The sequence below is a fragment of the Paenirhodobacter sp. YD-8 genome, from assembly GCF_056590935.1.
This window is the reverse complement of the sequence record NZ_CM152649.1, coordinates 2,669,760-2,694,828: the sequence shown is the minus strand read 5'-3', so window position 1 is coordinate 2,694,828 and position 25,069 is coordinate 2,669,760. Positions and strand designations below refer to the sequence as shown.

21 protein-coding genes, 1 tRNA gene and 1 riboswitch are annotated in these 25,069 nt (G+C 68.1%); of the genes, 9 read left to right on the top strand and 13 right to left on the bottom strand.

What is annotated here, in order from left to right:
• Nucleotides 1-4: 4 nt before the first annotated feature.
• The 5 genes from mrdA to AC0QTQ_RS13085 form a co-directional block, all read right to left on the bottom strand.
• The gene (gene mrdA, locus AC0QTQ_RS13105; protein WP_480256939.1) at nt 5-1,951 is read right to left on the bottom strand and encodes a penicillin-binding protein 2; all 1,947 of its coding nucleotides are present in this window, start codon (nt 1,949-1,951) and stop codon (nt 5-7) included.
• A 22-nt stretch (nt 1,952-1,973) separates the two neighbouring features.
• On the bottom strand, nt 1,974-2,513 hold the full coding sequence (locus AC0QTQ_RS13100) for a rod shape-determining protein MreD (protein ID WP_121534405.1): 540 nt from the start codon (nt 2,511-2,513) through the stop codon (nt 1,974-1,976).
• Nucleotides 2,506-3,402: a rod shape-determining protein MreC gene (gene mreC, locus AC0QTQ_RS13095; RefSeq protein WP_480256938.1), complete on the bottom strand. Its 897-nt coding sequence runs from the start codon at nt 3,400-3,402 to the stop codon at nt 2,506-2,508. The genes AC0QTQ_RS13100 and mreC overlap by 8 nt, the downstream gene beginning before the upstream one ends.
• Nucleotides 3,403-3,445: 43 nt before the next feature.
• Complete coding sequence (locus AC0QTQ_RS13090) at nt 3,446-4,483, bottom strand: rod shape-determining protein (RefSeq protein ID WP_113900799.1); 1,038 nt, start codon at nt 4,481-4,483, stop codon at nt 3,446-3,448.
• A gap of 322 nt (nt 4,484-4,805) precedes the next feature.
• Nucleotides 4,806-6,365: a 2-isopropylmalate synthase gene (locus AC0QTQ_RS13085; RefSeq protein ID WP_480259235.1), complete on the bottom strand. Its 1,560-nt coding sequence runs from the start codon at nt 6,363-6,365 to the stop codon at nt 4,806-4,808.
• A gap of 381 nt (nt 6,366-6,746) precedes the next feature.
• Between AC0QTQ_RS13085 and AC0QTQ_RS13080 the strand changes: the two genes are divergently transcribed.
• Entirely contained in the window at nt 6,747-7,142 is a 396-nt protein-coding gene (locus tag AC0QTQ_RS13080; RefSeq protein WP_480256937.1) for an acyl-CoA thioesterase, read from the top strand.
• A 33-nt stretch (nt 7,143-7,175) separates the two neighbouring features.
• On the opposite strand, the gene AC0QTQ_RS13075 is transcribed toward AC0QTQ_RS13080, so the two are convergent.
• Entirely contained in the window at nt 7,176-8,648 is a 1,473-nt protein-coding gene (locus AC0QTQ_RS13075; protein WP_480256936.1) for an MORN repeat-containing protein, read from the bottom strand.
• Between the two features lie 182 nt (nt 8,649-8,830).
• On the opposite strand from AC0QTQ_RS13075, the gene AC0QTQ_RS13070 reads away from it, so the two are divergent.
• A complete protein-coding gene (locus AC0QTQ_RS13070) occupies nt 8,831-10,489 on the top strand; it encodes an NAD+ synthase (RefSeq protein ID WP_480256935.1) in 1,659 nt (552 codons plus the stop codon).
• A 77-nt stretch (nt 10,490-10,566) separates the two neighbouring features.
• Here AC0QTQ_RS13070 and AC0QTQ_RS13065 read toward each other — a convergent pair whose 3' ends face one another.
• Nucleotides 10,567-11,937 (bottom strand): aminotransferase family protein, encoded by a 1,371-nt coding sequence (locus AC0QTQ_RS13065; protein ID WP_480256934.1) that lies wholly within the window; start codon nt 11,935-11,937, stop codon nt 10,567-10,569.
• A 159-nt stretch (nt 11,938-12,096) separates the two neighbouring features.
• Here AC0QTQ_RS13065 and AC0QTQ_RS13060 point away from each other — a divergent pair, with 159 nt between their 5' ends.
• The gene (locus AC0QTQ_RS13060; RefSeq protein WP_121534410.1) at nt 12,097-12,645 is read left to right on the top strand and encodes a cupin domain-containing protein; all 549 of its coding nucleotides are present in this window, start codon (nt 12,097-12,099) and stop codon (nt 12,643-12,645) included.
• A gap of 115 nt (nt 12,646-12,760) precedes the next feature.
• Here the strand turns inward: AC0QTQ_RS13060 and AC0QTQ_RS13055 are convergent, their stop codons facing one another.
• The 3 genes from AC0QTQ_RS13055 to AC0QTQ_RS13045 form a co-directional block, all read right to left on the bottom strand.
• Nucleotides 12,761-13,708: a 1-phosphofructokinase family hexose kinase gene (locus AC0QTQ_RS13055; protein WP_480256933.1), complete on the bottom strand. Its 948-nt coding sequence runs from the start codon at nt 13,706-13,708 to the stop codon at nt 12,761-12,763.
• A gap of 94 nt (nt 13,709-13,802) precedes the next feature.
• Nucleotides 13,803-14,720 (bottom strand): MBL fold metallo-hydrolase, encoded by a 918-nt coding sequence (locus AC0QTQ_RS13050; protein ID WP_480259234.1) that lies wholly within the window; start codon nt 14,718-14,720, stop codon nt 13,803-13,805.
• A gap of 66 nt (nt 14,721-14,786) precedes the next feature.
• Nucleotides 14,787-15,194, bottom strand: a complete 408-nt coding sequence (locus AC0QTQ_RS13045; RefSeq protein ID WP_128150790.1) for a metallopeptidase family protein — start codon at nt 15,192-15,194, stop codon at nt 14,787-14,789.
• Nucleotides 15,195-15,280: 86 nt separating this feature from the next.
• Here AC0QTQ_RS13045 and gltX point away from each other — a divergent pair, with 86 nt between their 5' ends.
• From gltX to gcvP, 4 genes are all read left to right on the top strand, one after another.
• A complete protein-coding gene (gene gltX, locus AC0QTQ_RS13040) occupies nt 15,281-16,609 on the top strand; it encodes a glutamate--tRNA ligase (RefSeq protein ID WP_480256932.1) in 1,329 nt (442 codons plus the stop codon).
• A gap of 209 nt (nt 16,610-16,818) precedes the next feature.
• Nucleotides 16,819-16,908, top strand: a riboswitch (glycine riboswitch).
• Nucleotides 16,909-17,061: 153 nt separating this feature from the next.
• Nucleotides 17,062-18,171, top strand: coding sequence for a glycine cleavage system aminomethyltransferase GcvT (gcvT, locus tag AC0QTQ_RS13035; RefSeq protein ID WP_480256931.1), 1,110 nt, complete (start codon nt 17,062-17,064; stop codon nt 18,169-18,171).
• Nucleotides 18,172-18,189: 18 nt separating this feature from the next.
• The gene (gcvH, locus tag AC0QTQ_RS13030; protein ID WP_121534424.1) at nt 18,190-18,546 is read left to right on the top strand and encodes a glycine cleavage system protein GcvH; all 357 of its coding nucleotides are present in this window, start codon (nt 18,190-18,192) and stop codon (nt 18,544-18,546) included.
• A 4-nt stretch (nt 18,547-18,550) separates the two neighbouring features.
• Nucleotides 18,551-21,376, top strand: a complete 2,826-nt coding sequence (gcvP, locus tag AC0QTQ_RS13025; protein ID WP_480256930.1) for an aminomethyl-transferring glycine dehydrogenase — start codon at nt 18,551-18,553, stop codon at nt 21,374-21,376.
• A 146-nt stretch (nt 21,377-21,522) separates the two neighbouring features.
• Here the strand turns inward: gcvP and AC0QTQ_RS13020 are convergent, their stop codons facing one another.
• On the bottom strand, nt 21,523-21,705 hold the full coding sequence (locus AC0QTQ_RS13020; RefSeq protein WP_480256929.1) for a hypothetical protein: 183 nt from the start codon (nt 21,703-21,705) through the stop codon (nt 21,523-21,525).
• Nucleotides 21,706-21,774: 69 nt separating this feature from the next.
• Here AC0QTQ_RS13020 and trxC point away from each other — a divergent pair, with 69 nt between their 5' ends.
• Both trxC and AC0QTQ_RS13010 read left to right on the top strand, forming a co-directional pair.
• Nucleotides 21,775-22,218: a thioredoxin TrxC gene (gene trxC, locus AC0QTQ_RS13015; protein ID WP_480256928.1), complete on the top strand. Its 444-nt coding sequence runs from the start codon at nt 21,775-21,777 to the stop codon at nt 22,216-22,218.
• A 121-nt stretch (nt 22,219-22,339) separates the two neighbouring features.
• Nucleotides 22,340-22,415, top strand: a tRNA-Ala gene (locus tag AC0QTQ_RS13010).
• Nucleotides 22,416-22,546: 131 nt separating this feature from the next.
• Here the strand turns inward: AC0QTQ_RS13010 and AC0QTQ_RS13005 are convergent.
• Entirely contained in the window at nt 22,547-23,572 is a 1,026-nt protein-coding gene (locus AC0QTQ_RS13005; RefSeq protein ID WP_121532991.1) for a GlxA family transcriptional regulator, read from the bottom strand.
• 121 nt (nt 23,573-23,693) lie between these two features.
• Nucleotides 23,694-25,043: an esterase-like activity of phytase family protein gene (locus tag AC0QTQ_RS13000; protein ID WP_480256927.1), complete on the bottom strand. Its 1,350-nt coding sequence runs from the start codon at nt 25,041-25,043 to the stop codon at nt 23,694-23,696.
• Nucleotides 25,044-25,069 lie beyond the last annotated feature (26 nt).

The window sequence follows — 25,069 nt, the reverse complement described above, 5'->3', positions numbered from 1 at the left end:
CTCCTCAGGCCCGGCTCTTGGCGCCGGAGCCGACCGTCTCGGGATCGACGAGGTCGAGCGCGTCGAAGCGGCTTTGGACCTCCTTGCGCTGGCTTGCCGGATAGGCCTCGAGCGGCGGCAGCCCGTCGTTCAGCGCGAACAGGAGGATGTCGCGGGCGATCGGCGCGGCGGTGGTCGAGCCGCCCGAGCCGTGCTCGACGATCAGGCTGACGGCGTATTTCGGGTTGTCGGCCGGGGCGAAGCAGACGAACAGCGCGTGGTCGCGCCGGTTCCAGGGCAGCTGGTTGTTCGAGATCACGCCGCGCGCACGTTCGGCGGCCGAGATGTTGCGCACCTGGCTGGTGCCGGTCTTGCCGGCCATCTTCCATTCCGACAGCACGATCTTCGCCTTGCCGGCGGTGCCATGCGAGCCGTTCACCACCGCGATCATGCCCTTGCGGACATGGTCGAGCCAGGCCTCTTCCAGGCCGAGCGGCTCGGTCTCGGGCACCGGCACCTCGACCCCGTCCATCGAGCGGATCAGCCGCGGCTTCACCGCCTTGCCCGAGGCGAGCCGCGACACCATCACCGCAAGTTGCAGCGGCGAGGCGAGCACATAGCCCTGCCCGATCGAGGAGTTGATCGTGTCGCCGATGCGCCAGTCCTTGCCATAGCGCTCCTGCTTCCAGGCCTTGGTGGGGGCGACCCCCTCGGCCACGGCCGACATCGGCAGGTCGTGCCGCACGCCCACGCCCATGCGCTTGGCCATCGCCGAGATCTTGTCGATGCCGACCTTCTGCGCGACCTCGTAATAGAAGACGTCGCAGCTCTGCTCGAGGCTCTGGATCACGTTCACCCGGCCGTGGCCCGAGTGCTTCCAGCAGTGGAAGCGCCGGCCGCCGACCTCGATGTAGCCCGGGCAGCGCACCGTGTCCTCGGGGCCGATCACGCCCGCCTCGAGCGCCGCGAGCGCGGTAACGATCTTGTAGGTCGAGCCCGGCGGGTAAAGCCCCTGCACCGACTTGTCGGCGAGCGGCCGGTGGTCGTCCTCCATCAGCGCGCGATAGTCGGTCGAGGAGATGCCGCGCACGAAGAGGTTCGGGTCGAAGGAGGGAACCGAGGTGATGGCGAGGATGTCGCCATTCGTCACGTCCATCACCACCGCGGCGGCGCTTTCGCCCTTCAGCCGTTCATGGGCGAAGTTCTGCAACCGGGTGTCGAGGGTGAGCTGCAGGTTCACCCCGGGCTCGCCTTCCTTGCGGCCGAGCTCGCGCATCTCGCGACCGGCCGAGTTTACCTCGACCCGGCGCTGGCCCGAGCGGCCGCGCAGCACGTCCTCCATCTTTGCCTCGACCCCGGTCTTGCCGATCTGGAACTTCGGGATGCGCAGCAGCGGATCGGGGTTCTCGATCTGGCTGAGGTCGTAATCCGAGACCGGGCCGACATAGCCCAGGACATGGGCGAAATCGATGCCATGCGGATAGTTGCGCGACAGCCCGACCTCGGGCGAGACACCGGGGAGCGCCGGGGCGTTCACCGCGACGCGGGAGAATTCCTCCCAGCTCAGCCGGTCGGCGACCGTCACCGGCGCATGCGGCGGCTGGCGGCGGATCTCGGTCATCACATCGGCCGCGTCGCCGTCGCTCACCGGGATCAGCCGGCGCAGATCGGCCAGAACGGTATCGACATCGCCCGCATCCTCGCGGGTGATGGTGACGCGGTAATTCTGTTCGTTGCCGGCCAGCAGCACGCCATTGCGGTCATAGATCAGCCCGCGGGCGGGCGGGATGAGCCGGATCTTGACCGAGTTGCCCTCGGCCAGAAGCCGATAGTCGTCGGCCTGCTCGAGCTGCATCTTGCGCATCCGCATCGCCAGCACGCCGATGATGCCCGCCTGCGCCACGCCCAGCATCAGCCCGCGCCGGGTGATCGACGAGCGGCTTGCGCGGACGTTCTTCTCGGTCTTCTTCATGCCGGCCTCCTTTCCGCGCGGCTCACAGCGGGTGCCCGAAGGCGTCGACCTCTCCGGGCGCGGCGCGGCGCAACCCGAAGGCCAGACGCGACAGCGCGACGACGAAAGGATAGGCGAGAAGCGTCATCAGGTAACGCAGAAGTTCAAGCCCGAGCGGCGGCTGATCGACCATCGCCAGCGCCAGCACCAGCCGGTTGGCGAGCAGCATGGCCAGCATCACGCCGCTGACCAGCAGCATCTCGAGCACGAAGGGCATGCCGCGGGCCGCGGACTGGCGCGCGCGCAGGAACTCGGTGCCGGCGAGCAGGATCAGCGGCCACAGCCCGATCGGGCGCCAGAACATCAGATCCTCGACGAAGGCCACGGCGACGATCAGCAGCGCAGGGACGAAATCGGGTCGGCGCAGCACCCAGGCGAGGGTGAAGGCCAGCATCAGGTCCGGGCCGGGGATGCCATGCGCCATCGGGTTCACCGGCAGCAGGCGCAGGAACAGGATCACCGCCGCCAGCGCCACATAGAGCGCGCGATGCGCAAGCCGGCGCGTGGTGAGCGGGTCAACCATCCTTGCCCCCCTTCGCCTCCTCCTCGAGCACCTGCGGCGGCGGCGGGATCAGGGGGCCGGCGTCCTGCAGCTGCTCGGCCGGGTGCGAGCGCAGCACGCGCAGGAAATCGAGCCGTTCGTAATCGGCCGACAGCCGCACCCGCAGCCGCCGGTCCTGGCCCTGCAGCACCTGGCCGACCAGAAGCCCGGCCGGGAACACCCCGCCATCGCCCGAGGACACGACCCGGTCGCCCGGCCGCACCGCATCGGCATTCTCGAGGAAGTCGATCAGCGGGAAGGCGGTGTTGTCGCCGCTCAGGATCGCCTTCTGCCCCGAGGGCTGGATGGTGACGGGCACGCGGCTCGAGCTGTCGGTGAGCAGCACGACGCGGCTGGTGGTGTGACCGACGCCCGAGATCCGCCCGACCAGGCCGAGCCCGTCCATCGTCGCCCAGCCGTCGACGATGCCGTCGCGCGAGCCGACGTTGAGCAGCACCGATTGCCGGAAGGGCGAGCCGCTGTCGGCGAGCACCACGCCCGAGACCGAGGTCAGCTTGGGGTCAAGGCGCACCTGGTTCTGCGCCAGAAGCTTGGCGTTCTGCTGCTCGAGCTGCACCGCCGCTTCCTTCCAGGCCTTCATCTGCTGCAGCTCGCGCCGCAGCTCCTGGTTCTGTTCGTAGATCCGGACATATGACTGGAAGCCCTCGACCATGCCGAGGAATTTCGTCACCGGCACCATCGCCCAGTCGAAGGTCGGCACGAAGCGGTCGATGAAGGCCGAGCGGAAACGCTCGACCCGCGGGCTGTCGATGCGCCAGGCCAGAAAGCTGACGGCCAGAACCAGCGCCAGAATCGCGATGGCAATCCGACGCAGCGGCCCTGCGTAATCTTCGTCGCGGTCTTTCGCCACGTCTGCCTCCGGTTGCAGCCCCGACGCCCGTCAGGGGCCGGCCTCAGCTGTCGTAGTCGATCACGTGGCGCAGCTGCTTTTCATATTCGAGCGCCTTGCCGGTGCCGAGCGCGACGCAGTTCAGCGACTGGTCGGCGATCGAGATCGACAGACCGGTCTGTTCGCGCAGGCTCAGGTCCAGCTCGCCCAGCAGCGCGCCGCCGCCGGTCAGCATCACGCCACGGTCGACGATGTCGGCGGCCAGATCGGGCGGGGTCGCCTCAAGCGCCTGCATCACCGCGTCGCAGATCTGCTGCACGGGTTCCGACAGCGCCTCGGCGATCTGCGCCTGATTGACTTCGACTTCCTTCGGCACGCCGTTCAGCAGGTCGCGCCCCCGCACCAGCAGGCTCGCGCCGCGGCCGTCGTCGGGCATGCGCGCGGTGCCGATCGTGGTCTTGATCCGCTCCGCCGTGCTTTCGCCGACGAGCAGGTTCATGTTGCGCCGCAGGTAGGAGATCACCGCCTCGTCCATGCGGTCACCGCCGACGCGGACCGAGCGTGCATAGACGATGTCGCCAAGCGACAGCACCGCGACCTCGGTGGTGCCGCCGCCGATGTCGACCACCATCGAGCCGGTGGGATCGGTGATCGGCATGCCGGCGCCGATCGCCGCGGCGATCGGTTCGGCGATGAGGCCGGCGCGACGCGCGCCCGCCGACAGCACCGACTGCCGGATCGCACGCTTCTCGACCGGGGTCGCGCCATGCGGCACACAGACGATGATCTTCGGCTTCGACAGCGTCGAGCGCTTGTGCACCTTGCGGATGAAGTGCTTGATCATTTCCTCGGCGCTGTCGAAATCGGCGATGACGCCGTCGCGCATCGGGCGGATCGCCTCGATCGAGCCGGGGGTGCGGCCCAGCATCAGCTTGGCATCCTCGCCGACGGCGAGGACCTGCTTCTTGCCGTCCTTGACGTGATAGGCGACCACCGAGGGCTCGTTCAGCACGATGCCCTTGCCCTTGACGTAGACCAGCGTGTTCGCCGTGCCGAGGTCAATCGCCATGTCCGAGGAAAAAATCCCGCCCAGTCCCGCCATTTCCGCTTCCCAATGAGTGACAGCCCGCGACTCGCCCCCGAGTACGGTTTCCGCCCATATAGGCAAAGCCTCGAAAATGCGGAAGCGGATTCCCCTCCCGCCCCGGTCACAGCCGCGGCATTCCGCCGGCCGGGGGAGGGTGAATTGCAGAAATCGAACATCGGATCCGGCCATGGGGCTGCATCAGGGGTCGAAATGTTCAATCCGCAACTTCTCACGAAATCGTGTGATTTTGCGGTGGAAAATCGGCTCTGCCGGGCTTGCGCGGGATGGAAAGGGGCGCCGGACGATGCCGGCGCCCCCGATCCCTGTCGCGGCCCGCTCAGAGCTTGTAGCTGACCGTCTTCATGTCGGCGTCGGGCGCGGTCTTCTGGCTGCGCACGCGCAGCCGGTTCAGCGCCCCGACATAGGCCTTGACCGAGGCGAGGATGGTGTCGGTGTCGGCGGCCGAGCCGGTGACGATGCGCCCGTCCTCTTCCATCCGCACGCTCACCGTCGCCTGCGCGTCGGTGCCCTGGGTCACCGCCTGCACCTGATAGACCTTCAGCTTGGCCTTGGTCGGGTAGATCGCCTTCACCGCCTTGAAGCAGGCGTCAACCGGGCCGTCGCCGGCGCAGGTCGCGGTTTTCTCGACGCCGTCGACCAGCATCTTCAGCTCGGCCTCCTGACCGTCCGAACCGCAGACCACGCGCAGCCATTTCACCTGCAGATAGTCGTTCTCGGTGTTGGCGGCGCTGTCCGACATCAGCGCGATCAGGTCCTCGTCATAGATTTCCTTCTTGCGGTCGGCGAGCGCCTTGAACCGCACGAAGACATCGTTGAGCTGGTTCTCGGCCATGTCGAAGCCCAGATCCTTCAGCTTCGAGCGCAGCGCGGCGCGGCCCGAATGCTTGCCCATGGCGATGTTGGTCTCGGTGATGCCGATATCGGCGGGCTTCATGATCTCGAAGGTCTCGACGTTCTTCAGCACGCCGTCCTGGTGGATGCCCGACTCGTGCAGGAAGGCGTTCTTGCCGACGATCGCCTTGTTGAACTGCACCGGGAAGCCCGAGACCTGGCTGACGCGGCGGCTCAGGTTCATGATCTTGGTGGTGTCGATGCCGGTGCTGTAGGGCATCAGATCCCGACGCACCTTCATCGCCATCACCACCTCCTCGAGCGCGGTGTTGCCGGCGCGTTCACCAAGCCCGTTGATCGTGCACTCGATCTGGCGCGCGCCTGCGGCGACGGCCGCCAGCGCATTCGCCGTCGCCATGCCGAGGTCGTTGTGGCAATGGGTGGCGAAGACGATCTCGTCGGCGCCCGGCACCTTCTCGAGCAGCATCGCGATGATCTCGGCCGATTCCTGCGGCAGGGTGTAGCCCACGGTATCAGGAATGTTGATCGTCGTGGCGCCGGCCTTGATCGCGGTCTCGACCACGCGGCACAGATAGTCGCGCTCGGTGCGGATCGCGTCCATCGCCGACCATTGCACGTCCTCGCACAGGTTGCGGGCGTGGTTCACGGTGTCGGCGATGCGCTCGATCATCTGGTCCTGATCGAGGTTTGTGATGCCGCGGTGGCTCGGCGAGGTGCCGATGAAGGTGTGGATGCGGGCGCGCGGCGCGTGCTTCACCGCCTCCCAGCAGCGGTCGATGTCCTTGTAATTCGCCCGGGCGAGGCCGCAGATCACCGAGTTCTTGGCGTTCTTCGCGATGTCGGACACCGCCTCGAAATCGCCTTCCGAGGCGATCGGGAAGCCGGCCTCGATGATGTCGACGCCCATCTCGTCGAGCAGCTGGGCAATCTCCAGCTTTTCGTCATGGGTCATCGTCGCGCCGGGCGACTGTTCGCCGTCACGCAGGGTGGTGTCGAAAATCAGGACACGGGATTTGTCGGTCATGTTCGCAGCCATGGAAATGTCTCCTCGGGGTCTTCCTTAGCGTCAGGGAAACCCGAAGGCCAGCGCTCGCTTGGGCTTCGGGCAGGTTGGGCGCTGGATACCCCTGAGCGGTCGCGCCCGAAGGCACGCTCAGAGGCTGCTAAGAAGAAGGAGACCACGGACGGACAGGCCGGAGGCGAAGGCCCCGGGACGGTTCGTCGAAATGTTCAGCATCCGTGTCATGGCCGCGACTATACCGGCCCGGTCGCGTTTGAAAAGCGGAATCTGCATGCGGTGCGGGGATGCACCGGATGCAGGGCTCCCTTGCACGCGGGGCCGGGTTGAGAACCGCGCCCGCGCATGCCACATCCCGGGGCAGGGGAGAGACCGAAAGGACGAGAGATGAGCGAGATGAATACCCCCGAGGGGATGGAGCTGACGCTGCGGACGCTGGCGATGCCCGCTGACACCAACGCGGCGGGCGACATCTTCGGTGGCTGGGTGATGTCGCAGATGGACCTTGCCGCCGCGATCCGCGCGAACGAGCGCTGCAACGGCCGCACGGTGACGATCGCGGCGAACGAGATCGTGTTCAAGCAGCCGGTGAAGGTGGGCGACACGCTGTGCGTCTATACCGCGGTCGATCAGGTCGGCCGCACCTCGATGGTGATCCGGATCGAGGTCTGGGCCCGGCGCGCCTATACCGCGCTGCGCGAGAAGGTGACCGAGGCGCGTTTCACCATGGTCGCGGTCGATGCCGAGGGCAAGCCGCGCGCGGTGGACCTGCCCGCGGTCTGACGGATTTCCCTGTCCGCCGCCGGGCGGGCAGGGTCAGTTCGCGGCGGGGGCGGACGCGTCCGGGGCGGGCACCGCTGTCGCCGCCGGCGCATCGCCGGCCGGCGGTTCGGTGACCGGCGCTTCCTCGGTCAGAACGTTCTCGTTCCAGGTGCCCGAGGCGACCTCGCCCGACTTGTAGCGCATCACGCCCTTGCCCTGACGCTTGCCCATCACGAAGGTGCCCTCGTAGCTGTCGCCGTTCGCATAGGTCGCCTTGCCCTGACCGTCGATCTCGCCATTGTGCCAGCCGCCCTCGTAGACGAAGCCGTCGGGCATGGTGATCCGGCCCCGGCCCGAGCGCTGTCCGGCCTCGAAGCCGCCCTCGTAGACGGTGCCGTCGGCATAGGTGGCCTTGCCCTGACCCTGGCGCTGGCCATCGGCCCAGTCCCCCTCGTAGACATAGCCGTCGGGGTAGGTCATCTTGCCCTTGCCGTGGTTGCGCGCGGCCAGGAACTGCCCCTCGTAGACGAGCCCGTTCGCATAGCGCGCGATGCCGGTGCCCTCGATCACGCCCGCCGACCAGTCGCCCTCATAGCTCGAGCCGTCCGGGTAGGTGATCTTGCCCTTGCCTTCGGGCAGGTCGTTCCTGAACGCGCCCTCATAGACCGAGCCGTCGGGATAGGTGACCTTGCCCGCGCCCTCGATCCGGCCTTCGGTCCAGTCGCCGTCATAGACATAGCCGTCGGTGCCGCGGAACACGCCCCGGCCCGAGCGCGCGTCGCCCGCGAAGCTGCCCTCGTAGGTGTCGCCGTTCGCGTAGGTCACCTTGCCCTGGCCCTGGCGCTTGCCGTCGACCATCTCGCCTTCGTAGATGTCGCCGTTCGGCTGCACCAGCCGGCCGGTGCCGTTCATCTGGCCGGCGGCCCAGAGCCCCTCGTAGACGAGCCCGTTCGCCATCGTCAGCCGGCCGTGGCCTGCGCGCGCGCCGGCCAGCATGTCGCCCTCGTAGACCGAGCGGTCGGGATAGGTGATCTTGCCCTGTCCCTGCTTCACCCCCTGCACCCAGTCCCCTTCATAGCGATAGCCGTCGGGGCCGGTCAGCACGCCATGGCCCTGATGCAGCGCGTTGACGAAGCTGCCCTCGTAGGTGGTGCCGTTCGCGTAATGGGCGATGCCGTTGCCGGTGATCTCGCCCTGCACCCAGTCCCCCTCGTAGGTGCCGCCGTCGGCGAAGGTGATCTTGCCCTTGCCGTCGGGCTTGCCGCGCGAGAAATGGCCGACATAGACCGAGCCGTTCGGGAATTTCGCCGTGCCCTCGCCGACGATCTCGCCCATCACCCAATCGCCCTCGTATTCATAGCCCGAGGGCAGGCGGTAGATGCCGTGGCCGTGCTGCTTGCCGTCCTTGAACGTGCCTTCGTAGATGCCGCCGTCCTCGTATTGCTTGGTGGCGACCTCCTGGGCCGCGGCGGCGCCTGCCGCCAGCGACACTGCCAGTCCGATTGCGAGAATCCGTGTGCGCGCCATGTTTCCCCCTGACTCGGCTGCCCGAAGGCCGGGCAAATCTAGAGCGCGGGGGCAGATCGCACAAGCATCGCGGCCGCCTGACGCTGCATCGCGGCACCGATCGGCGCGGGTTTTCGCCCCCTGCGGCTTTCCACCGCTGCATCAAGAGGCTACATCGGGGGCAGACGAACGAGGAGCCCCGCATGGCCGACAGATTCCGCCTCACGCTCGCCCAGCTCAACGCCACGGTCGGCGATCTCGCCGGCAATGCGGCGAAGGCGCTTGCCGCCTGGGAGGAGGGCCGCGCCGCGGGCGCCGACATGGTGGCGCTGCCCGAGATGTTCCTGACCGGCTATCAGACCCAGGACCTGGTGCTGAAGCCCGCCTTCGTCGCCGATGCGATGGCGGCGATGGAGGAGCTCGCCACCAGGATCACCGATGGCCCGGCACTTGGCATCGGCGGCCCGTGGTGGGACGAGAGCGGCCATTACAACGCCTGGTGGGTGCTGGAAAACGGCCGCGTCGCCGCGCGCATCCTCAAGCATCACCTGCCCCATGTCGATCTGTTCGACGAGCTGCGCGTCTTCGACAGCGGCCCGATCTCCGGCCCCTATCGGGTCGGCCCGCTGGTGATCGGTTCGCCGATCTGCGAGGATTCGTGGCATACGGACGTCGCCGAGACGCTGGCCGAGACCGGGGCCGAGATCCTGCTGGTGCCGAACGGCTCGCCTTACTATCGCAACAAGCTCGAGCTGCGGATGAACCTGATGGTCTCGCGCGTGGTCGAGACCGGGCTGCCGCTTGTCTACCTGAACATGGTGGGCGGGCAGGACGATCAGCTGTTCGACGGGGCAAGTTTCGTGCTGAACCCGCATGGCGCGCTGGCCGCGCAGCTGCCGGTCTTCGAGGAGGCCGTGGTGCATGTCGACTTCGAGCGCGGCGCCGATGGCTGGCGGGCACTGCCCGGCCCGGTGACCGAGGCGCCGTCGGACTGGGAACAGGATTACGCCGCGATGGTCACCGGCCTGCGCGACTATCTTCGCAAGTCGGGCTTCTCGAAGGTGGTGCTCGGGCTTTCGGGCGGTATCGACTCGGCACTGGTCGCCACGATCGCGGCCGATGCGATCGGGGCCGAAAATGTGCATTGCGTCATGCTGCCCTCGCGCTTCACCTCGCAGGGCTCGCTTGATGATGCGGCCGATCTGGCCCGCCGTCTCGGCTCCCGGCTCGATACCGTGCATATCGAGGGGCCGCGCGACGCGGTGGCGGGGGCGCTCGCCCATCTGATGGAGGGCACGAAACCCGACATCACCGAGGAGAACATCCAGTCGCGCCTGCGCGGCGTGATGCTGATGGCGATCTCGAACAAGTTCGGGGGGATGCTGCTGACCACCGGCAACAAGTCCGAGGTCGCGGTCGGCTATTGCACGATCTATGGCGACATGGCGGGCGGCTACAACCCGATCAAGGATCTCTACAAGACCCGCGTCTTCGAGACCTGCCGCTGGCGCAATGCGAACCACCGGCCGTGGATGCAGGGCCCGGCGGGCGAGGTGATCCCGCCCGCGATCATCGACAAGCCGCCAAGTGCCGAGCTGCGCGACAACCAGAAGGACGAGGACAGCCTGCCGCCCTACGAGGTGCTCGACGCGATCCTCGAGCGGCTGGTCGAGCGCGACCAGTCGGTGGCCGAGATCGTCGCGGCGGGGTTCGAGCGCGCCACGGTGAAACGGGTCGAGCATCTGCTCTACATCTCGGAATGGAAGCGGTTCCAGTCGGCGCCCGGACCGCGGCTGACGACGCGCGCCTTCTGGCTCGACCGCCGCTACCCGATGGTGAACCGCTGGCGCGACACGCGCTGAGGCCACCCCGAAACGCCGCCAGAAATGCAAAAGCCCCGGCGTTTCCGCCGGGGCTTTGTGTTTCCGTGGCGCCGGGATCAGCCGAAGACGGCGGTCAGCGCGCCATCGACGGCATCGGTGATCGCGTCGATGTCATCGGGCGTCGCGATCAGCGCCGGGCTGAAGCACAGCGTGTTGTTGAAGCCGGTGAGCGAGCGGTTCGTCATGCCGAACATCACGCCGCGCTTCGCCCCCTCGGCCACCACGCGCGAGACCTCGGCCTCGGCCATCGGCTCTTTCGTCGCCCGGTCGGCGACCAGCTCGGCCCCCGCGAACAGGCCCGCGCCGCGCACGTCGCCGATCACCTTGTGCTTTTCCATCAGCGCATTGAGGTTCGCCATGATCCGCTCGCCCATCGCGACGGTATTGGCCAGCAGCCCCTCGTCCTCGATGATGCGCATGTTCTCGAGCGCCGCCGCCGGGCCCGCGGTGCAGCCGCCGAAGGTCGAGATGTCGCGGAAATAGCTCAGCTTGTCCGAGGCATCCTTGAACTGCTCGAACACCGCCTCGGTGGTCACGCAGCACGAGATCGCCGCATAGCCCGAGGCCACGCCCTTCGCCATCGTCACGAAGTCGGGCTGGATGCCATAGTTCTGATAGCCGAACCAGGTGCCGGTGCGCCCCATGCCGCAGACGACCTCGTCGATGTGCAGCAGGATGTCGTATTTCTTGCAGATCTCCTGCACCCGCTGCCAATAGCCCTTCGGCGGCACGATCACGCCGCCGCCCGCGGTGACGGGCTCGAGGCACAGAAGGCCGATGGTGTCCGGGCCCTCGCGCAGGATCACTTCCTCGATCGCATCCGCCGCGCGTTCGCCGTAGTTCTCGACATCCCATTGCGCGCGATACTCAAGGCAATGCGGCACCGCGACGAAGCCGTCGGGGAAGGGGCCGTATTGCATCGCGCGCTCTTCCTGACCGCAGGCCGCGAGCGTGCCGATCGTCGCGCCGTGATAGTCGCGTTCGCGATAGAGGATCTTCGACTTCTTGCCGCCATGCAGCCGCGCCGAGATCTGGCGCACCATCTTGAAGACCTTCTCGTTCGCTTCCGAGCCCGAGTTCGCGTAATAGACGCGGCTCAGCCCCGGCATCTTGGTCAGCAGCTTTTCCGAGAACAGCGCGCCCGGGATGGTGCCGCCGCTGCCCGCCCAATAGGGCAGCTCGATCAGCTGGTCGCGGATCGCGTTCGCGATGCTCTCGCGGCCATAGCCGACGTTCACCGTCCAGACCCCGCCCGAGACCGCGTCGATGAACTCGGCGCCGTGCTGGTCCCAGATCCGCAGGCCCTGGCCCTTGACGATGATGCGCGGGTCGGTGGTCTCGAGCGACTTGTGCTGCAGCAGGTGGTGCCAGACGTTGGCGCGGTCGGCCTCGGTGACGTGGGAAAGGTCGTTGGTGAACTTGTTCATGGGACTCGGTCCGTGATTTCGGGGAAAGCTGTCTGCCTGCAAGGAAGCCACTTTCCGGTGCCTGCAACAATCCTTTTTCCGCTACAGCCAAGTCCTTGATTTCGCGTATCCGATCGTTGATGTTTTGCGAATGTCGAACAAGCGGAACGGGGCGGGGCGATGGATGTGGACGTCGGTGGCAGATTGCGCGCCTTGCGCGCCGCGCGCGGGCTGTCGCAGCGCGAGCTGGCGCGCCGGGTGGGCGTGCCGAATTCGACGATCTCGCTGATCGAATCGGGGCGCGCCAACCCCTCGGTCGGGGCGCTCAAGCGCATTCTCGACGGGCTGCCGATCGGGCTTGCGGAATTCTTCGCCTTCACCCCGGAAACGGAACGGCGCTTCTTCTTCGCGGCCGAGGAGCTGGTCGAGATCGGCAAGGGCAAGATCTCCTACCGCCAGATCGGCGAGGCGGGGGCAGGGCGGCTGTTGCAGATGCTGCACGAGACCTACCAGCCCGGCGCCGACACCGGCAAGGTGGCGCTCAGCCATCAGGGCGAGGAGATCGGCATCATCCTGACCGGCCGGCTCGAGGTGACGGTCGACGGCGAACGCAAGATCCTCGGCCCGGGCGATGCCTATGCATTTGCCAGCCCGCTGCCGCACCGCTTCCGCAACCCGGGGCGCGAGCCCTGCACCGTGGTCAGCGCCTGCACCCCGCCGAGCTTCTGAGCCCGCAGCGACCGGCGCCCCGCCCGGCATCTTCCAATTGCCCCAAATATCCCGGGGGTGAGGCCCGAAGGGCCGAGGGGGCAGCGCCCCCTTTCCCCCTCCCGGCCGCGCGCGCTCAGATCTCGGTGAGCGTGGTCGAGCGCAACAGTCGCTTCACCGTGTGCAGCTCGCACAGGTCGGTGGCCTCGGTCATCACCGCCGCCGCCGCCGCCGCCGCGCCCCAGCGCAGCGCCTCGGGCTGCGGCAGGCCACGGGTGCGGGCAAGCGAGAAGGCCGCAACGAAGCTGTCGCCCGCGCCGACCTTCGAGACCACCTCGTCGGGGAAGGCCTGCGCCACCCAGCGTCCCGCGGCGGTGGCCAGCACATTGCCATCCGCGCCGCGCGCCACGATCACCGCATGGGCGATGCCGCGGTTCACCAGGCTTTCGGCGAAATCGGCGCTGTCGGTGCGGGTGGGCAGCGGATGGCCGGCAAGCTCCTCGGCCTCCAGATCGTCCATGCGCAGCACATCGGCGGGCTTCGCGCCCGAGCTCAGCAGCGCATGCAGCGCCTTGCCCGAGGTGTCGAGGAAGAAGCGCGCCTGGGTGCGGGCGATGCGGGTGGCGAGTCTTGCCGGGAAGTCCTCGGGCACGCCCGGCGGCTGGCTGCCCGAGAGCACCACGATGCCGCCCTCGGGCGCGGCCCGGCCGATCCGGTCGAGCACCTTGGTCACGTCGCGCTTCGACCATTCCGGCCCCGGCATGACGAAGCGGTATTGCTCGCCCGTCGAGGCGTCGGTCACCGTCAGGCTCTGCCGCGTCTCGCCGGGCGCGGGGAAGGGCGACAGCCCGATCCCCTGCTCGGCCAGCAGGTGCATCACCTTGTCCCCGGTCGGCCCGCCAAGCGCGACGAAGGCGGTCGAATGGCCGCCAAGCGCCGAGATCGCGCGACTGACGTTGATGCCGCCGCCGCCCGGATCGGTATCGGGGCGCGAGCAGCGCAGCTTGCGCTCGGGCGCGACATGATCTGCGGTGATTGCAATGTCGACCGTCGGGTTGAGCGTGATGGTCAGGATCGCGGGCATGCAATCTCTCCGGGTGTATCGCGCGGGGGCTTCGTGGCGATCATGGCAGGTTCGCTGCCCTGTTCCAAGCGCTATCGCCGCAGTGCGGAAACTCTCACAGGTCGAGCTGGTAGGTCACGGGGATGAACCGGAAACCATCCGCCGTGGCCTCGAGGAACCCGGCGCCGGGGAAGGGCATGTGATAGCCGATGAAGGGGATGCGCTCGGCTGCGATCGCGCCCAGCACGCGCTTGCGCGTGGCGATCGCCTGCGTGCGGTCGCTGTCGAAGCGCACCTCCCAGTCCGGGTGGCCGACCGACCAGACATAATGGTTCGCGGTGTCGGCGGTCAGCATCAGCGCGCGCCCGGCGCTTTCAAGCCGGAAGACCATGTGTCCGGGCGTGTGGCCCGGGGCAAGCGTCGCGGTGATGCCCGGCACCACCGTGTCGCCGTCCTCGAGGAAGGTGAAGCGGTCGGCAAGCGGCCGCACCCGGGTCTCGAACCCCTCGTTGCCGGCGGCCGCCCAATGCGTCCATTCGATCCGGCCGGTGACGCAGCGCGCCTTCGGGAAGGTCGGCACGCCCTCTGTGCTCAGCCCGCCGATGTGGTCGCCGTGCATGTGGGTGAGCACCACAAGGGTGACGTCCTCGGGCGCGTGGCCGGCGGCGGCGAGCGCGGCAAGCACCCCCTCGGGCGCAAGCCCGGTGTCGAAGAGCACGGTCTCGCGGCCGGTCTCGACCAGCACCGGGGTGAAGGAATTGAGCGCGCGCTCAGCGGGCAGGAAGGCGGCGGCGCTTGCCGCGGCAAAGGCCTCGTCCGACACGTTCAGCCCGAAGGTGCCATGCGGGGCCTCGAGCGGTCGCTGCCCCGCCAGCAGCGGCGTCACGGTGAACTCGCCAAGACGCAGCCGCCGCCAGGGCGCGATCGCTGGCGGGGCGGGGGGCGTCTCGGCTGCCGCGGCCGGTTGCGGCAGGGCCGAGGCGAGGGGCAGGGCGGCGGCGCCGGCAAGGGCGGCTCGGCGGGTCGGGTGCATCATTCTCGGTCCTCCGGGCGAGTTTCGCGTCAAGCTAGGACCGTGTCTGCCTGCGGCAAGCCGCGCTCACTCCCACCAGCGGTCGATCGCGGCGATATCGCCATCTGACCAGCCGAAGTGATGCGCGAGCTCGTGCACGAAGACATGGGCCACCAGCGCATCAAGCGCCACGTCGCCGCGCGCCGCCCATTCGTCGAGGATCGCGCGGCGAAACAGCCAGATCACGTCGGGCCCGCCCGGATCCATCACCGATTTCTGCGTCATCGGGATGCCGTCATAAAGCCCGGTCAGCTCGAAGGCATCCTCGATCTCCAGCTCGTCGAGCAGATCGTCCGCGGCGAAATCCTCGATCCGCAGCACCACCGCCGCGGCCGGGCCGCGGAATGCCTCGGGCAGGGCGGCGCGCGCGGCCTCCGCCATCGCCGCGATGTCGTCGAGCGAGGGCGCCTCGCAATCCTTCCAGCGTGCCGTCATCCTGTCCTCCACCGTGCCGGTCCAGCCCCCGATATGGACAAGAACGGCCGGGTGTGAAAGAGCAGGGGCCCACAGGAGGCCCCCCGATGACCATCGTGACCCGTTTCGCCCCGTCGCCGACCGGCTACATCCATGTCGGCAACCTGCGCACCGCGCTGATGAACTATCTGCTCGCCCGCAAGGCCGGCGGCACCTTCATCCTGCGCATCGACGACACCGATCAGGAACGCTCGAAACAGGAATACATCGACGCGCTGAAGGCGGATCTCGAGTGGCTCGGCATCGAGTGGGACCGCGAGGAGGCGCAGTCGCGCCGGCTCGACCGTTACGCCGAGGTGGCCGATCAGCTGCGTGCGGCCGGGCGGCTCTATGAGTGTTTCGAGACCCCGACCGAGCTGGACCTCAAGCGCAAGAAGCAGCTGAACATGGGCCGCCCGCCGGTCTATGACCGCGCCGCGCTGAAGCTGGGCGAGGCCGAGAAGGCCGCGCTGCGCGCCGAGGGGCGCGAGGGTTACTGGCGCTTTGCCCTCGATCAGGAGCGGATCGAATGGGAGGACGGCATCCTCGGCGCGATCTCGATCGACGCGGCCTCGGTCTCGGACCCGGTGCTGGTGAAGACCTCGGGGCAGGTGCTGTATACCTTCGCCTCGCCGGTCGATGACGCCGACATGGGGGTGACCCATATCGTGCGCGGCGCCGACCATGTGACGAATACCGCGACGCAGATCCAGATCATCCGTGCCTTGGGGGCGGAGCCGCCGGCCTTCGCGCATCACTCGCTGCTGACCGGGCCGCAGGGCGAGGAGCTGTCGAAGCGGCTTGGCGCGCTGTCGATCCGCGATTTGCGCGCACAGGGCATCGCGCCCGAGGCATTGCTGTCGATGATGGCGCGGCTCGGCTCGAGCCAGCCGGTCGAGCTGAAGATGTCGCTTGATGAACTGGCCGAGGGGTTCGAGCTGAGCCAGTTCGGCGCGGCGCCGACGAAATTCGACGCGGCCGAGCTCATTCCGCTGACCCGCGCGCGCAATCAGCATCTGCCCTTCGCCGCGGTGGCCGAGCGAATCGCGGGGCTGGGCATTCCCGCCGCCCAGGCCGAGGCCTTCTGGCGCGTCGCCTCGCACAACATCGACCGGCTCGACGATCTCGCGCATTGGGCGGATCTGTGCCTGAACGGCGCCGAGCCGGTGATCGAGCCGGAGGATGCCGAGTTCGTCGCGACGGCGCTCGCGCTTCTGCCCGAGCCGCCCTTCGGCCCCGAGACCTGGGGGGAGTGGACGGCGCAGGTGAAGGCCGCGACCGGGCGCAAGGGGCGGGGCCTCTTCATGCCGCTGCGCAAGGCGCTGACGGGGCAGGCGCACGGGCCCGAGATGGCCGATCTGCTGCCGCTGCTGTACCGGGTGCGGGCGAAGGGTTGAGGCCGCGCGGGGCCGCGGGCGAGGCAGGGGGCGCTGCCCCCTCGGCCCGTCGGGCCTCACCCCCGAGGTATTTTTGCCAAGATGAAAGGGGTGCGGTCGGCGCCCTTTTTTCATGGCATTTTTCCTGACAGGAATGTCGCTTTTTTCTGCAAAGCGTCGCATCCGTTTTCTTGCTTGCCAGATACGGGGGGCTTCGGCTATCGGGAGAGACGTCAGGAACGGGAGAAGCCGGCCACGCGCCGGTGCCGAAGGAGCAACCGCCCCGGTAAACTCTCAGGCAAAAGGACCGACCTGATCAACGACTCTGGAGAGAGGCGCCCGGACACGGGAGCCCGCCGAAGGGATAACGATCTCAGGCGCCCGGCAACGGGTTGGGACAGAGGGGGCATCGAGCGGGCCGAAAGGCCATGGGATTCGGTGCCGGGGCTTTTCCGGCTGAAAGAGAGTGTGACATGGCCAGTGAAACCGGCCTGAAGCGGACGCCGCTTTTCGATCTGCATCTGGAGCTTGGGGCGAAGATGGTGCCCTTTGCCGGCTGGGAGATGCCAGTGCAATATCCGATGGGGGTGCTGAAGGAGCATCTGCACACCCGCGCCGCGGCGGGGCTGTTCGACGTCAGCCACATGGGGCAGGTGATCCTGCCCGCGGGCGCCGTCGCCGCGCTCGAGGCGCTGGTGCCGGTCGATGTCGCGGGGCTCGGCCTGAACCGGCAGCGCTATGCGATGTTCACCGATGCTGCGGGCGGCATTCTCGATGACCTGATGGTGGCGAACCGGGGCGATCACCTGTTCCTCGTGGTGAATGCCGCCTGTGCCGAGGCCGATATCGCGCATCTGCGCGCCCATGTGCCCGGCGTCGAGGTGATCGCCGACCGCGCGCTTCTGGCGCTGCAGGGGCCGGCGGCCGAGACGGCGCTGGCGCGGCTGGTGCCGGGTGTTGCGGCGATGCGCTTCATGGAGGTCGCGACGCTTTCCTGGGAGGGCGCCGAGCTCTGGATCTCGCGCTCGGGCTATACCGGCGAGGACGGGTTCGAGATCTCGCTGCCCGAGGGGCGCGCCGCGGATTTCGCCCGCGCCCTGCTGGCGATGGCGGAGGTCGCGCCGATCGGTCTTGGCGCGCGCGACAGCCTGCGGCTCGAGGCCGGGCTGTGTCTCTACGGCCATGACATCGACACCACCACCTCGCCCGTCGAGGCGGGGCTGGCCTGGGCGATCCAGAAGGCGCGCCGCGTGGGGGGCGCCCGTGCGGGCGGCTTCCCGGGTGCGGACCGGATCCTTGCCGAGCTGGCGCAGGGCCCCGCCCGCCGCCGTGTCGGTCTGCGCCCCGAGGGCCGCGCCCCGATGCGCGAGGGCACCGAGATCTTCGCCGCGGAAAGTGGCGGCGCGGCGCTTGGCCGTGTCACCTCGGGCGGCTTCGGCCCCTCGATCAACGCGCCGATGGCGATGGCCTATCTGCCCGCGACGCTGACCGACGGCACGCTCGTCTATGGCGAGGTGCGCGGCAAGCGTCACCCCGCCCGCATCGCCCCGATGCCCTTCCATCCCCATTCCTACAAACGCTGAGGAGCCCCCGAGATGACCATCAAATTCACCGAAGAACACGAATGGCTGCGCGTCGAGGGCGACCTCGTGGTTGTCGGCATCACCGAACATGCCTCGGAACAGCTGGGCGACGTGGTCTTCGTCGAACTGCCCGAGCCCGAGACCAAGGTCGCCAAGGGTGACGAGATCTGCGTGATCGAATCGGTCAAGGCGGCCTCGGACATCCTCGCCCCGGTCGATGGCGAGATCGTCGCGGTGAACGAGGCGTTGTCCGACAACCCCGCCCTGGTCAACGAGGACCCGCTTGGCGCGTGGTTCTTCAAGATGAAGGTCGAGGACATGGAGCAGCTCGATGCCTTCATGTCGGAAGAGGATTACAAGGATTTCATCGGCTAATCCCATGTTCACGCCCACCTCCTACGATACCTACGATTTCGCCAACCGCCGCCACATCGGGCCGAGCCCGGCCGAGATGGCCGAGATGCTGAAGGCGGTGGGCGTGCCCTCGCTCGAGGCACTGATCGACGAGACGGTGCCCGCCGCGATCCGCCAGACGCGGCCGCTCGGCTGGGCGCCGATGACCGAACACGCGCTGCTCGAGAAGCTGCGCGGCGTGGCGGCAAAGAACCGGGTGATGACCTCGCTGATCGGGCAGGGCTATTACGGCACGGTCACGCCGCCGGCGATCCAGCGCAACATCCTGGAAAACCCGGCCTGGTACACCGCCTATACCCCCTATCAGCCCGAGATCGCGCAGGGCCGGCTCGAGGCGCTGCTGAACTATCAGACGATGGTGGCGGATCTCACCGGCCTGCCGGTGGCGAACGCCTCGCTTCTTGACGAGGCGACGGCGGCGGCCGAGGCGATGACCATGGCCGAGCGCGCGGCGAAATCGAAGGCGCGCGCCTTCTTCGTCGATGTGAACCTGCATCCGCAGACGATCGGCGTGATCGAGACCCGGGCGCTGCCCTTGGGCATCGAGATCATCAAGGGCGAGCCCGAGGCGCTGGTCCCCGAGCAGGTCTTCGGCGCGATCTTCCAGTATCCGGGCACCTATGGCCATGTCCGCGACTTCACCGACCTGATCGAAAAGCTCCACGCCGCCAAGGCTTTGGCGGTGGTCGCGACCGACCTTCTGGCGCTGTGCCTGCTGAAGGAGCCGGGGGCGATGGGGGCCGATATCGCCGTGGGCTCGGCGCAGCGCTTCGGCGTGCCGATGGGCTATGGCGGCCCGCATGCGGCCTTCATGGCGACGCGCGACGAGCTGAAGCGCTCGATGCCCGGCCGCATCGTCGGCGTCTCGATCGACAGCCGCGGCAACAAGGCCTATCGGCTCAGCCTGCAGACCCGCGAACAGCACATCCGCCGCGAGAAGGCGACCTCGAACGTCTGCACCGCGCAGGCGCTGCTTGCGGTGATGGCGAGCTTCTACGCCGTCTTCCACGGGCCCGTCGGGCTGCGCGCGATCGCCGAGCAGGTGCATCTGAACGCGGTGCGGCTGCGCGATGCGCTGGTCGCCGCCGGCGCCGAGGTCGCGCCCGAGGCCTTCTTCGACACGATCACCGTGAAGGTCGGCGTCGGCCAGCAGGGGATCATGGCGGCGGCGCGGCACCGCGGGCTGAACCTGCGCCGGGTCGGACGCGACCGGGTCGGGATCTCGGTCGACGAGCTGACCGACGCCGGCGTCATCGCCCGGCTGCTCGACGCCTTCGGCATCACCGATCCGGCGCCCGAGACCGTGGGCCTTGGCATCCCCGAGACGATGCTGCGCGACAGCGCCTATCTCACCCACCCGGTCTTCCACATGAACCGGGCGGAAAGCGAGATGATGCGCTACATGCGCCGGCTCTCGGACCGCGACCTGGCGCTTGACCGGGCGATGATCCCGCTCGGCTCGTGCACGATGAAGCTCAACGCCGCGGCCGAGATGATGCCGATCTCCTGGCCCGAGTTCTCCTCGCTCCACCCCTTCGCGCCGTCGAACCAGGCCGAGGGCTATGCCGAGGTGATCGCCGATCTCGAGCAGAAACTGTGCGAGATCACCGGCTATGACGCCTTCTCGATGCAGCCGAACTCGGGCGCGCAGGGCGAATATGCCGGGCTGATGACGATTGCCGCATACCATCGCGCGCGGGGCGAGGGGCACCGGCGGGTGTGCCTGATCCCGGTCTCGGCGCATGGCACCAACCCGGCCTCGGCGCATATGGCGGGGATGCAGGTTGTCGTCGTCAAGGCCGCGCCGAACGGCGACATCGACCTCAAGGATTTCGCGGCGAAGGCGGCCGAGGCGGGGGACAATCTCGCGGCCTGCATGATCACCTATCCCTCGACCCATGGTGTCTTCGAGGAAACGGTGAAGCGGGTGTGCGAGATCACCCATGACCACGGCGGCCAGGTCTATATCGACGGCGCGAACATGAACGCGCTTGTGGGCCTGGTGAAGCCCGGAGAGATCGGCGGCGATGTCAGCCACCTCAACCTGCACAAGACCTTCGCCATCCCGCATGGCGGTGGTGGCCCGGGCATGGGCCCGATCGGGGTGAAGGCGCATCTCGCGCCGCATCTGCCGGGCCACCCCGAGCTTGGCGGCGTCGAGGGGCCGGTGAGTGCGGCCCCCTATGGTTCGGCCTCGATCCTGCTGATCTCCTGGGCCTATTGCCTGATGATGGGCGGCGCGGGGCTGACCCAGGCGACGCGGGTCGCGATCCTGAACGCGAATTACATCGCGGCGCGGCTGAAGCCGCTTTACCCGATCCTCTTCATGGGCAACCGGGGACGGGTGGCGCATGAGTGCATCCTCGACACCCGCGGCTTCGCCGAGGTGGGGGTGACAGTCGATGACATCGCGAAGCGGCTGGTCGACAACGGCTTCCACGCGCCGACGATGAGCTGGCCGGTCGCCGGCACGCTGATGGTCGAACCGACGGAATCGGAGACGAAGGCCGAGCTTGACCGCTTCATCACCGCGATGGAGGCGATCCGGGCCGAGATCGACGACGTCGCCGCGGGCCGCATCGGGGCCGAGGACAGCCCGCTGCGCCGCGCGCCGCACACGGTCGAGGACCTGGTGGCCGACTGGGACCGGCCCTACAGCCGCGAACAGGGCTGCTTCCCGCCCGGCGCCTTCCGCGAGGACAAGTACTGGCCGCCCGTCGGCCGGGTCGACAACGTCTATGGCGACCGGCATCTGGTGTGCACCTGCCCGCCGGTCGAGGACTGGATGTAGGACAACAGGCCGGGGGCGCGGCCCCCGGCGTCTGTGCGCCAAGAAAAAGGGGGAGGGGAAACCCTCCCCTTCCCGCTTCCAATTGCCCCAAATATCCCGGGGGTGAATTGGCGCAGCCAAGAGGGGGCAGCGCCCCCTTCGCGCCCTCACTGCCGGCGCGGCGGCAGGTCTTCGGCCCCGAAGCTCACCCCCTGCGGGGTCAGCCATGCCGCGAAACGGGCGATCTTCTCGGCCATCTCGCAGGTGCCGCCCTGCCGCGCCATCTCCGCGGCATAGGCCGCGCGCAGCGCCTCCTGCCGTTCGGCCGGCAGTTCCCTGAACGGTGTCATCGGCTCTCCTTGCATTGGCTGGCCTTGCTTCCAATATATTCGGTAAATCGAATGCAACGGAGGCTCAACATGGCCGAATCGATGCGCGTGACCTGTCTCGAGTGCGGGCAGGCGAACCGGGTTCCCGCCGACCGGCTGGTCGCGGGGCCGAAATGCGGTGTCTGCGGCGCGCCGCTGATCTCGGGCAAGGTGACCGAGATCGAGACCGAGACCCTGATGAAGGCGGAAAAGGACGACCTGCCGCTGCTCGTCGACTTCTGGGCGCCCTGGTGCGGGCCCTGCCGGCAGATGGCGCCGCAGTTCCAGGCGGCGGCGGCAATGCTCGCGCCGCAGGTGCGGCTGGCGAAGATCAACACCGAGTCGAATCCGACGGTGGCGCAGCGCTACCGGATCCAGGGGATTCCGGCCTTCGTGCTGTTCCGCGGTGGCCGCGAGGTGGCGCGTGCGGCGGGCGCCCGGCCGGCCGCCGATCTTGCGGCCTTCGTGCGCGGCAAGCTTGGCGTCACGGCCTGAAAAAAGGGGTGTGGCGGGGGGCGAAAAGCCTCCGGACCCGGAAAATGAAAAATCTTTCAGTTCCGTGTTTTGGGGCGCTTGACATTCCCCCGCCAAAGGGCGAAAAGCCCCCCCACGGCGAGGGGCTGTAGCTCAGTTGGGAGAGCGCATCGTTCGCAATGATGAGGTCAGGGGTTCGATCCCCCTCAGCTCCACCAAGCCGTTCCACCGAAAATCAGAAAGCGATTTCAATGCCATCCGGCGTTGATGGTGTTTTCAGCGGATGACATTCAGGCCCCGTCGCGGCACGCCCGCCCGCCCGGGGCCGTGTCACGTCCGGGCCACTGTTTCAGCGTGTCTTGCGCGCGCCGCGGATGGTGCGGTTGAACTTCGTCGGAGCGGTGCCGAAACGCGCCTTGAAGCTCTTCGAGAAATGCGCGACCGAGCCGAAGCCGCAGGCCAGCGCCACCTCGAGCAGCCCCATGTCGGTGGTCGAGAGCAGCGTGCGGCCGTGGTCGAGGCGGATCCCGCGATAGAACTCGCCCGGGGTCTCGCCCAGGACCGACAGGAACATCCGCTCGATATGGCGCCGCGAATAGCCCGCCACGCGCGACAGGTCGTCAAGCGTCAGCGGGTCCTCGATATGGGCATTCATCAGCGTGACGATGTTCAGCAGGCCCGGATTGCGCGAGCGGATCAGCACCGAAAGCGAGCTGCGCTGTTCCTTCTCGATGCCGACCATCACCTTGCGCAGGCACATCTCGGAGACCATCGCGGAAAACTCGGCCCCGTGGTCCTCGGCAATGAGCGACAGCATCATGTCCGTCGCCGCCGCCCCGCCGCCGCAGGTCATCACCGGCCCCGAGATCTCGAAGCGGTTGGCCGAGGGGCAGAGCGCGGGGAAATCCTCGCGGAAGGTGGGCTGGTTCTCCCAGTGCAGGGTGAAGGCGTGGTCCTCGAGCAGGCCGGCCGCGGCAAGTGCCACGGCGCCGGTGCAGATCCCGCCGACGGCGCCGCCGAAGCGGGCGTGGCGCTGGATCGCGGCAACCACCTTCGGCGCGGCCGCGGCCGAGGGCGGATTGCCGGCGCAGACGAAGGCGCGGGTGGCGCGGTCCATCGGTCCGATCGGGGCATCGACGCAGACCGAGATTCCGGACGAGCTTGCGACCGGTGCGCCGGTTTCCGACATCAGCTGCCAGCGGTAGAGCGGCTGCTGCGAGAGCTGGTTGGCGATGCGCAGGGGCTCGACCGCCGAGCTGAAGGCGAGAAGGGTGAAGCCGGGTACGAGCAGGAAGGCATAGGAGCGCGTCGGGCTGCCGGCGGGCACCGGGAAATAGGCCGCCCCGAGGGGCACGATGGTGTCGTCTGTGGGCATGACCGCTCCCCTTCCGTCTGTCCTCACCGCTCTAGCACCTCGGCGGGCGCGGTGACAGGGGATCGGGCGGGGGAGGTGGCCGGCGCTCCGTGGGCCGCCGGCCTGTTGCGTGTGAAGAGGCTTACTTCGCCGAGAGCAGTTCCGGCACCGAGAGCAGGATGAACTCGTTGTTCGCCGCCGTGCCGACCTCGCGCCCGCCCGAGAACGGCAGGTTGTTGTCATTCGCCACCAGGATGTGGGTCTCGTCCACCCGCGCCACGTCCTCGATGGTGAAGAACGGGAAGGTGAAGGGGCCCGAGGCGGGCTTCATCCCGGCGAGCGCCTTGCCTTCGGGATCGGCGATGTTCAGCAGGTCGATATGGCCGATGCGGCGGATGTAGCCGTCGGCGTCGATCGAGGCGGTGTCGAGCAGAACGATGTTCTTCACCTTTGCCGGGATCGGGTAGCAGGCCGAGGTGTCGGTGGCGCCCGCGGCACAGGCCTTGGCCGCATCGCCCTCGCCGTTGTCGCGCTCGATCACCAGCGCATGGGTGGCGTCGATGAAGTTGAAATCGCCGATCGCCGTCGCGCCTTCGGAGAGGCGGAACTTGAAGCTGTCACCGGTCCAGTCCTTCTTCGCCGGATCGAAGGTCATCACCCGCAGGAAGTCACCCTCGGTGCCGCCACCGGCCACCAGTAGCGGCTTTTCCAGCATCGCCCAAAGCAGGTTGGTGCCGGGCTGCAGCGCCATGCCCTCGTAACCGCCCGAGCGCTGCACCTGATAATCCTTGCCCGCCTCGGCCGGAACCTTGACGCCGGGGGTGTCGGGGCCGGCCAGAACCGCGCCGTCAAGCCGCGTCGGGATCACGTCCAGGATCGCGCCGTCGCGCGCCACATGCAGCAGATAGGGGCCGAATTCCTCGCCGATCCAGAAGGTGCCGTCGAGAGACTGCAGGCTTTCCGGGTCGAAATCGGCGCCAGTCAGATAGCGGCTGTCGGTGCCTTCGTTGGCGATGCGGAACGGCACCTTGTGGTCGGGGTCGTGCAGGAAGATGGTTTCCTTGCGGGTCACCGTGCCGGTGGCGAAATCGGGCGCCATGCGGTGGAAGAACAGCATCGCATCGGGGCTGTTCGCTTTCGAGCCGAAACCGTTGTCGGTCAGCGCGAACCAGCTGCCATCCTCGGCGCGGTTCATCGCGAAGCCCGACATCCCCTGCACCGGCTGGCCGATGAAGGGCAGGGCGATGCCGGTCTCGTGGCCGCCATAGCTCTTGCCGACATTGCCCATCACGCTCATCGGCACCTCGTTGCGGGTGGTGCCGGTGAACTTGCCCGAGACCCACAGATCGCGCGGCGCATCGGCGGGCGGCGCGACGAGCGACAGCGCCGGCAGGAAGGCGTGGCCGGCAAGCGTGGCCGGGAAGACCTCTTCGGCGAGGGCGGGGGTGGCAAGCGCGGCGCAGCTCGCCAGCAGGGCGATTTTGAAGGACATCCGTGTCTCCTGTGATTGGTGAGGCA

What these genes read in the sequence shown, in the direction of transcription:
- AC0QTQ_RS13065 (WP_480256934.1), bottom strand. Translation starts at nt 11,937, where the DNA reads ATGAACAAGTTCACCAACGACCTTTCCCACGTCACCGAGGCCGACCGC.
- mrdA (WP_480256939.1), bottom strand. Translation starts at nt 1,951, where the DNA reads ATGAAGAAGACCGAGAAGAACGTCCGCGCAAGCCGCTCGTCGATCACC.
- AC0QTQ_RS13005 (WP_121532991.1), bottom strand. Translation starts at nt 23,572, where the DNA reads ATGCCCACAGACGACACCATCGTGCCCCTCGGGGCGGCCTATTTCCCG.
- AC0QTQ_RS13060 (WP_121534410.1), top strand. Translation starts at nt 12,097, where the DNA reads ATGGATGTGGACGTCGGTGGCAGATTGCGCGCCTTGCGCGCCGCGCGC.
- AC0QTQ_RS13055 (WP_480256933.1), bottom strand. Translation starts at nt 13,708, where the DNA reads ATGCCCGCGATCCTGACCATCACGCTCAACCCGACGGTCGACATTGCA.
- gcvT (WP_480256931.1), top strand. Translation starts at nt 17,062, where the DNA reads ATGGCCAGTGAAACCGGCCTGAAGCGGACGCCGCTTTTCGATCTGCAT.
- AC0QTQ_RS13050 (WP_480259234.1), bottom strand. Translation starts at nt 14,720, where the DNA reads ATGCACCCGACCCGCCGAGCCGCCCTTGCCGGCGCCGCCGCCCTGCCC.
- AC0QTQ_RS13045 (WP_128150790.1), bottom strand. Translation starts at nt 15,194, where the DNA reads ATGACGGCACGCTGGAAGGATTGCGAGGCGCCCTCGCTCGACGACATC.
- AC0QTQ_RS13020 (WP_480256929.1), bottom strand. Translation starts at nt 21,705, where the DNA reads ATGACACCGTTCAGGGAACTGCCGGCCGAACGGCAGGAGGCGCTGCGC.
- AC0QTQ_RS13100 (WP_121534405.1), bottom strand. Translation starts at nt 2,513, where the DNA reads ATGGTTGACCCGCTCACCACGCGCCGGCTTGCGCATCGCGCGCTCTAT.
- AC0QTQ_RS13090 (WP_113900799.1), bottom strand. Translation starts at nt 4,483, where the DNA reads ATGGCGGGACTGGGCGGGATTTTTTCCTCGGACATGGCGATTGACCTC.
- AC0QTQ_RS13000 (WP_480256927.1), bottom strand. Translation starts at nt 25,043, where the DNA reads ATGTCCTTCAAAATCGCCCTGCTGGCGAGCTGCGCCGCGCTTGCCACC.
- AC0QTQ_RS13070 (WP_480256935.1), top strand. Translation starts at nt 8,831, where the DNA reads ATGGCCGACAGATTCCGCCTCACGCTCGCCCAGCTCAACGCCACGGTC.
- gltX (WP_480256932.1), top strand. Translation starts at nt 15,281, where the DNA reads ATGACCATCGTGACCCGTTTCGCCCCGTCGCCGACCGGCTACATCCAT.
- AC0QTQ_RS13085 (WP_480259235.1), bottom strand. Translation starts at nt 6,365, where the DNA reads ATGACCGACAAATCCCGTGTCCTGATTTTCGACACCACCCTGCGTGAC.
- trxC (WP_480256928.1), top strand. Translation starts at nt 21,775, where the DNA reads ATGGCCGAATCGATGCGCGTGACCTGTCTCGAGTGCGGGCAGGCGAAC.
- AC0QTQ_RS13080 (WP_480256937.1), top strand. Translation starts at nt 6,747, where the DNA reads ATGAGCGAGATGAATACCCCCGAGGGGATGGAGCTGACGCTGCGGACG.
- gcvP (WP_480256930.1), top strand. Translation starts at nt 18,551, where the DNA reads ATGTTCACGCCCACCTCCTACGATACCTACGATTTCGCCAACCGCCGC.
- AC0QTQ_RS13075 (WP_480256936.1), bottom strand. Translation starts at nt 8,648, where the DNA reads ATGGCGCGCACACGGATTCTCGCAATCGGACTGGCAGTGTCGCTGGCG.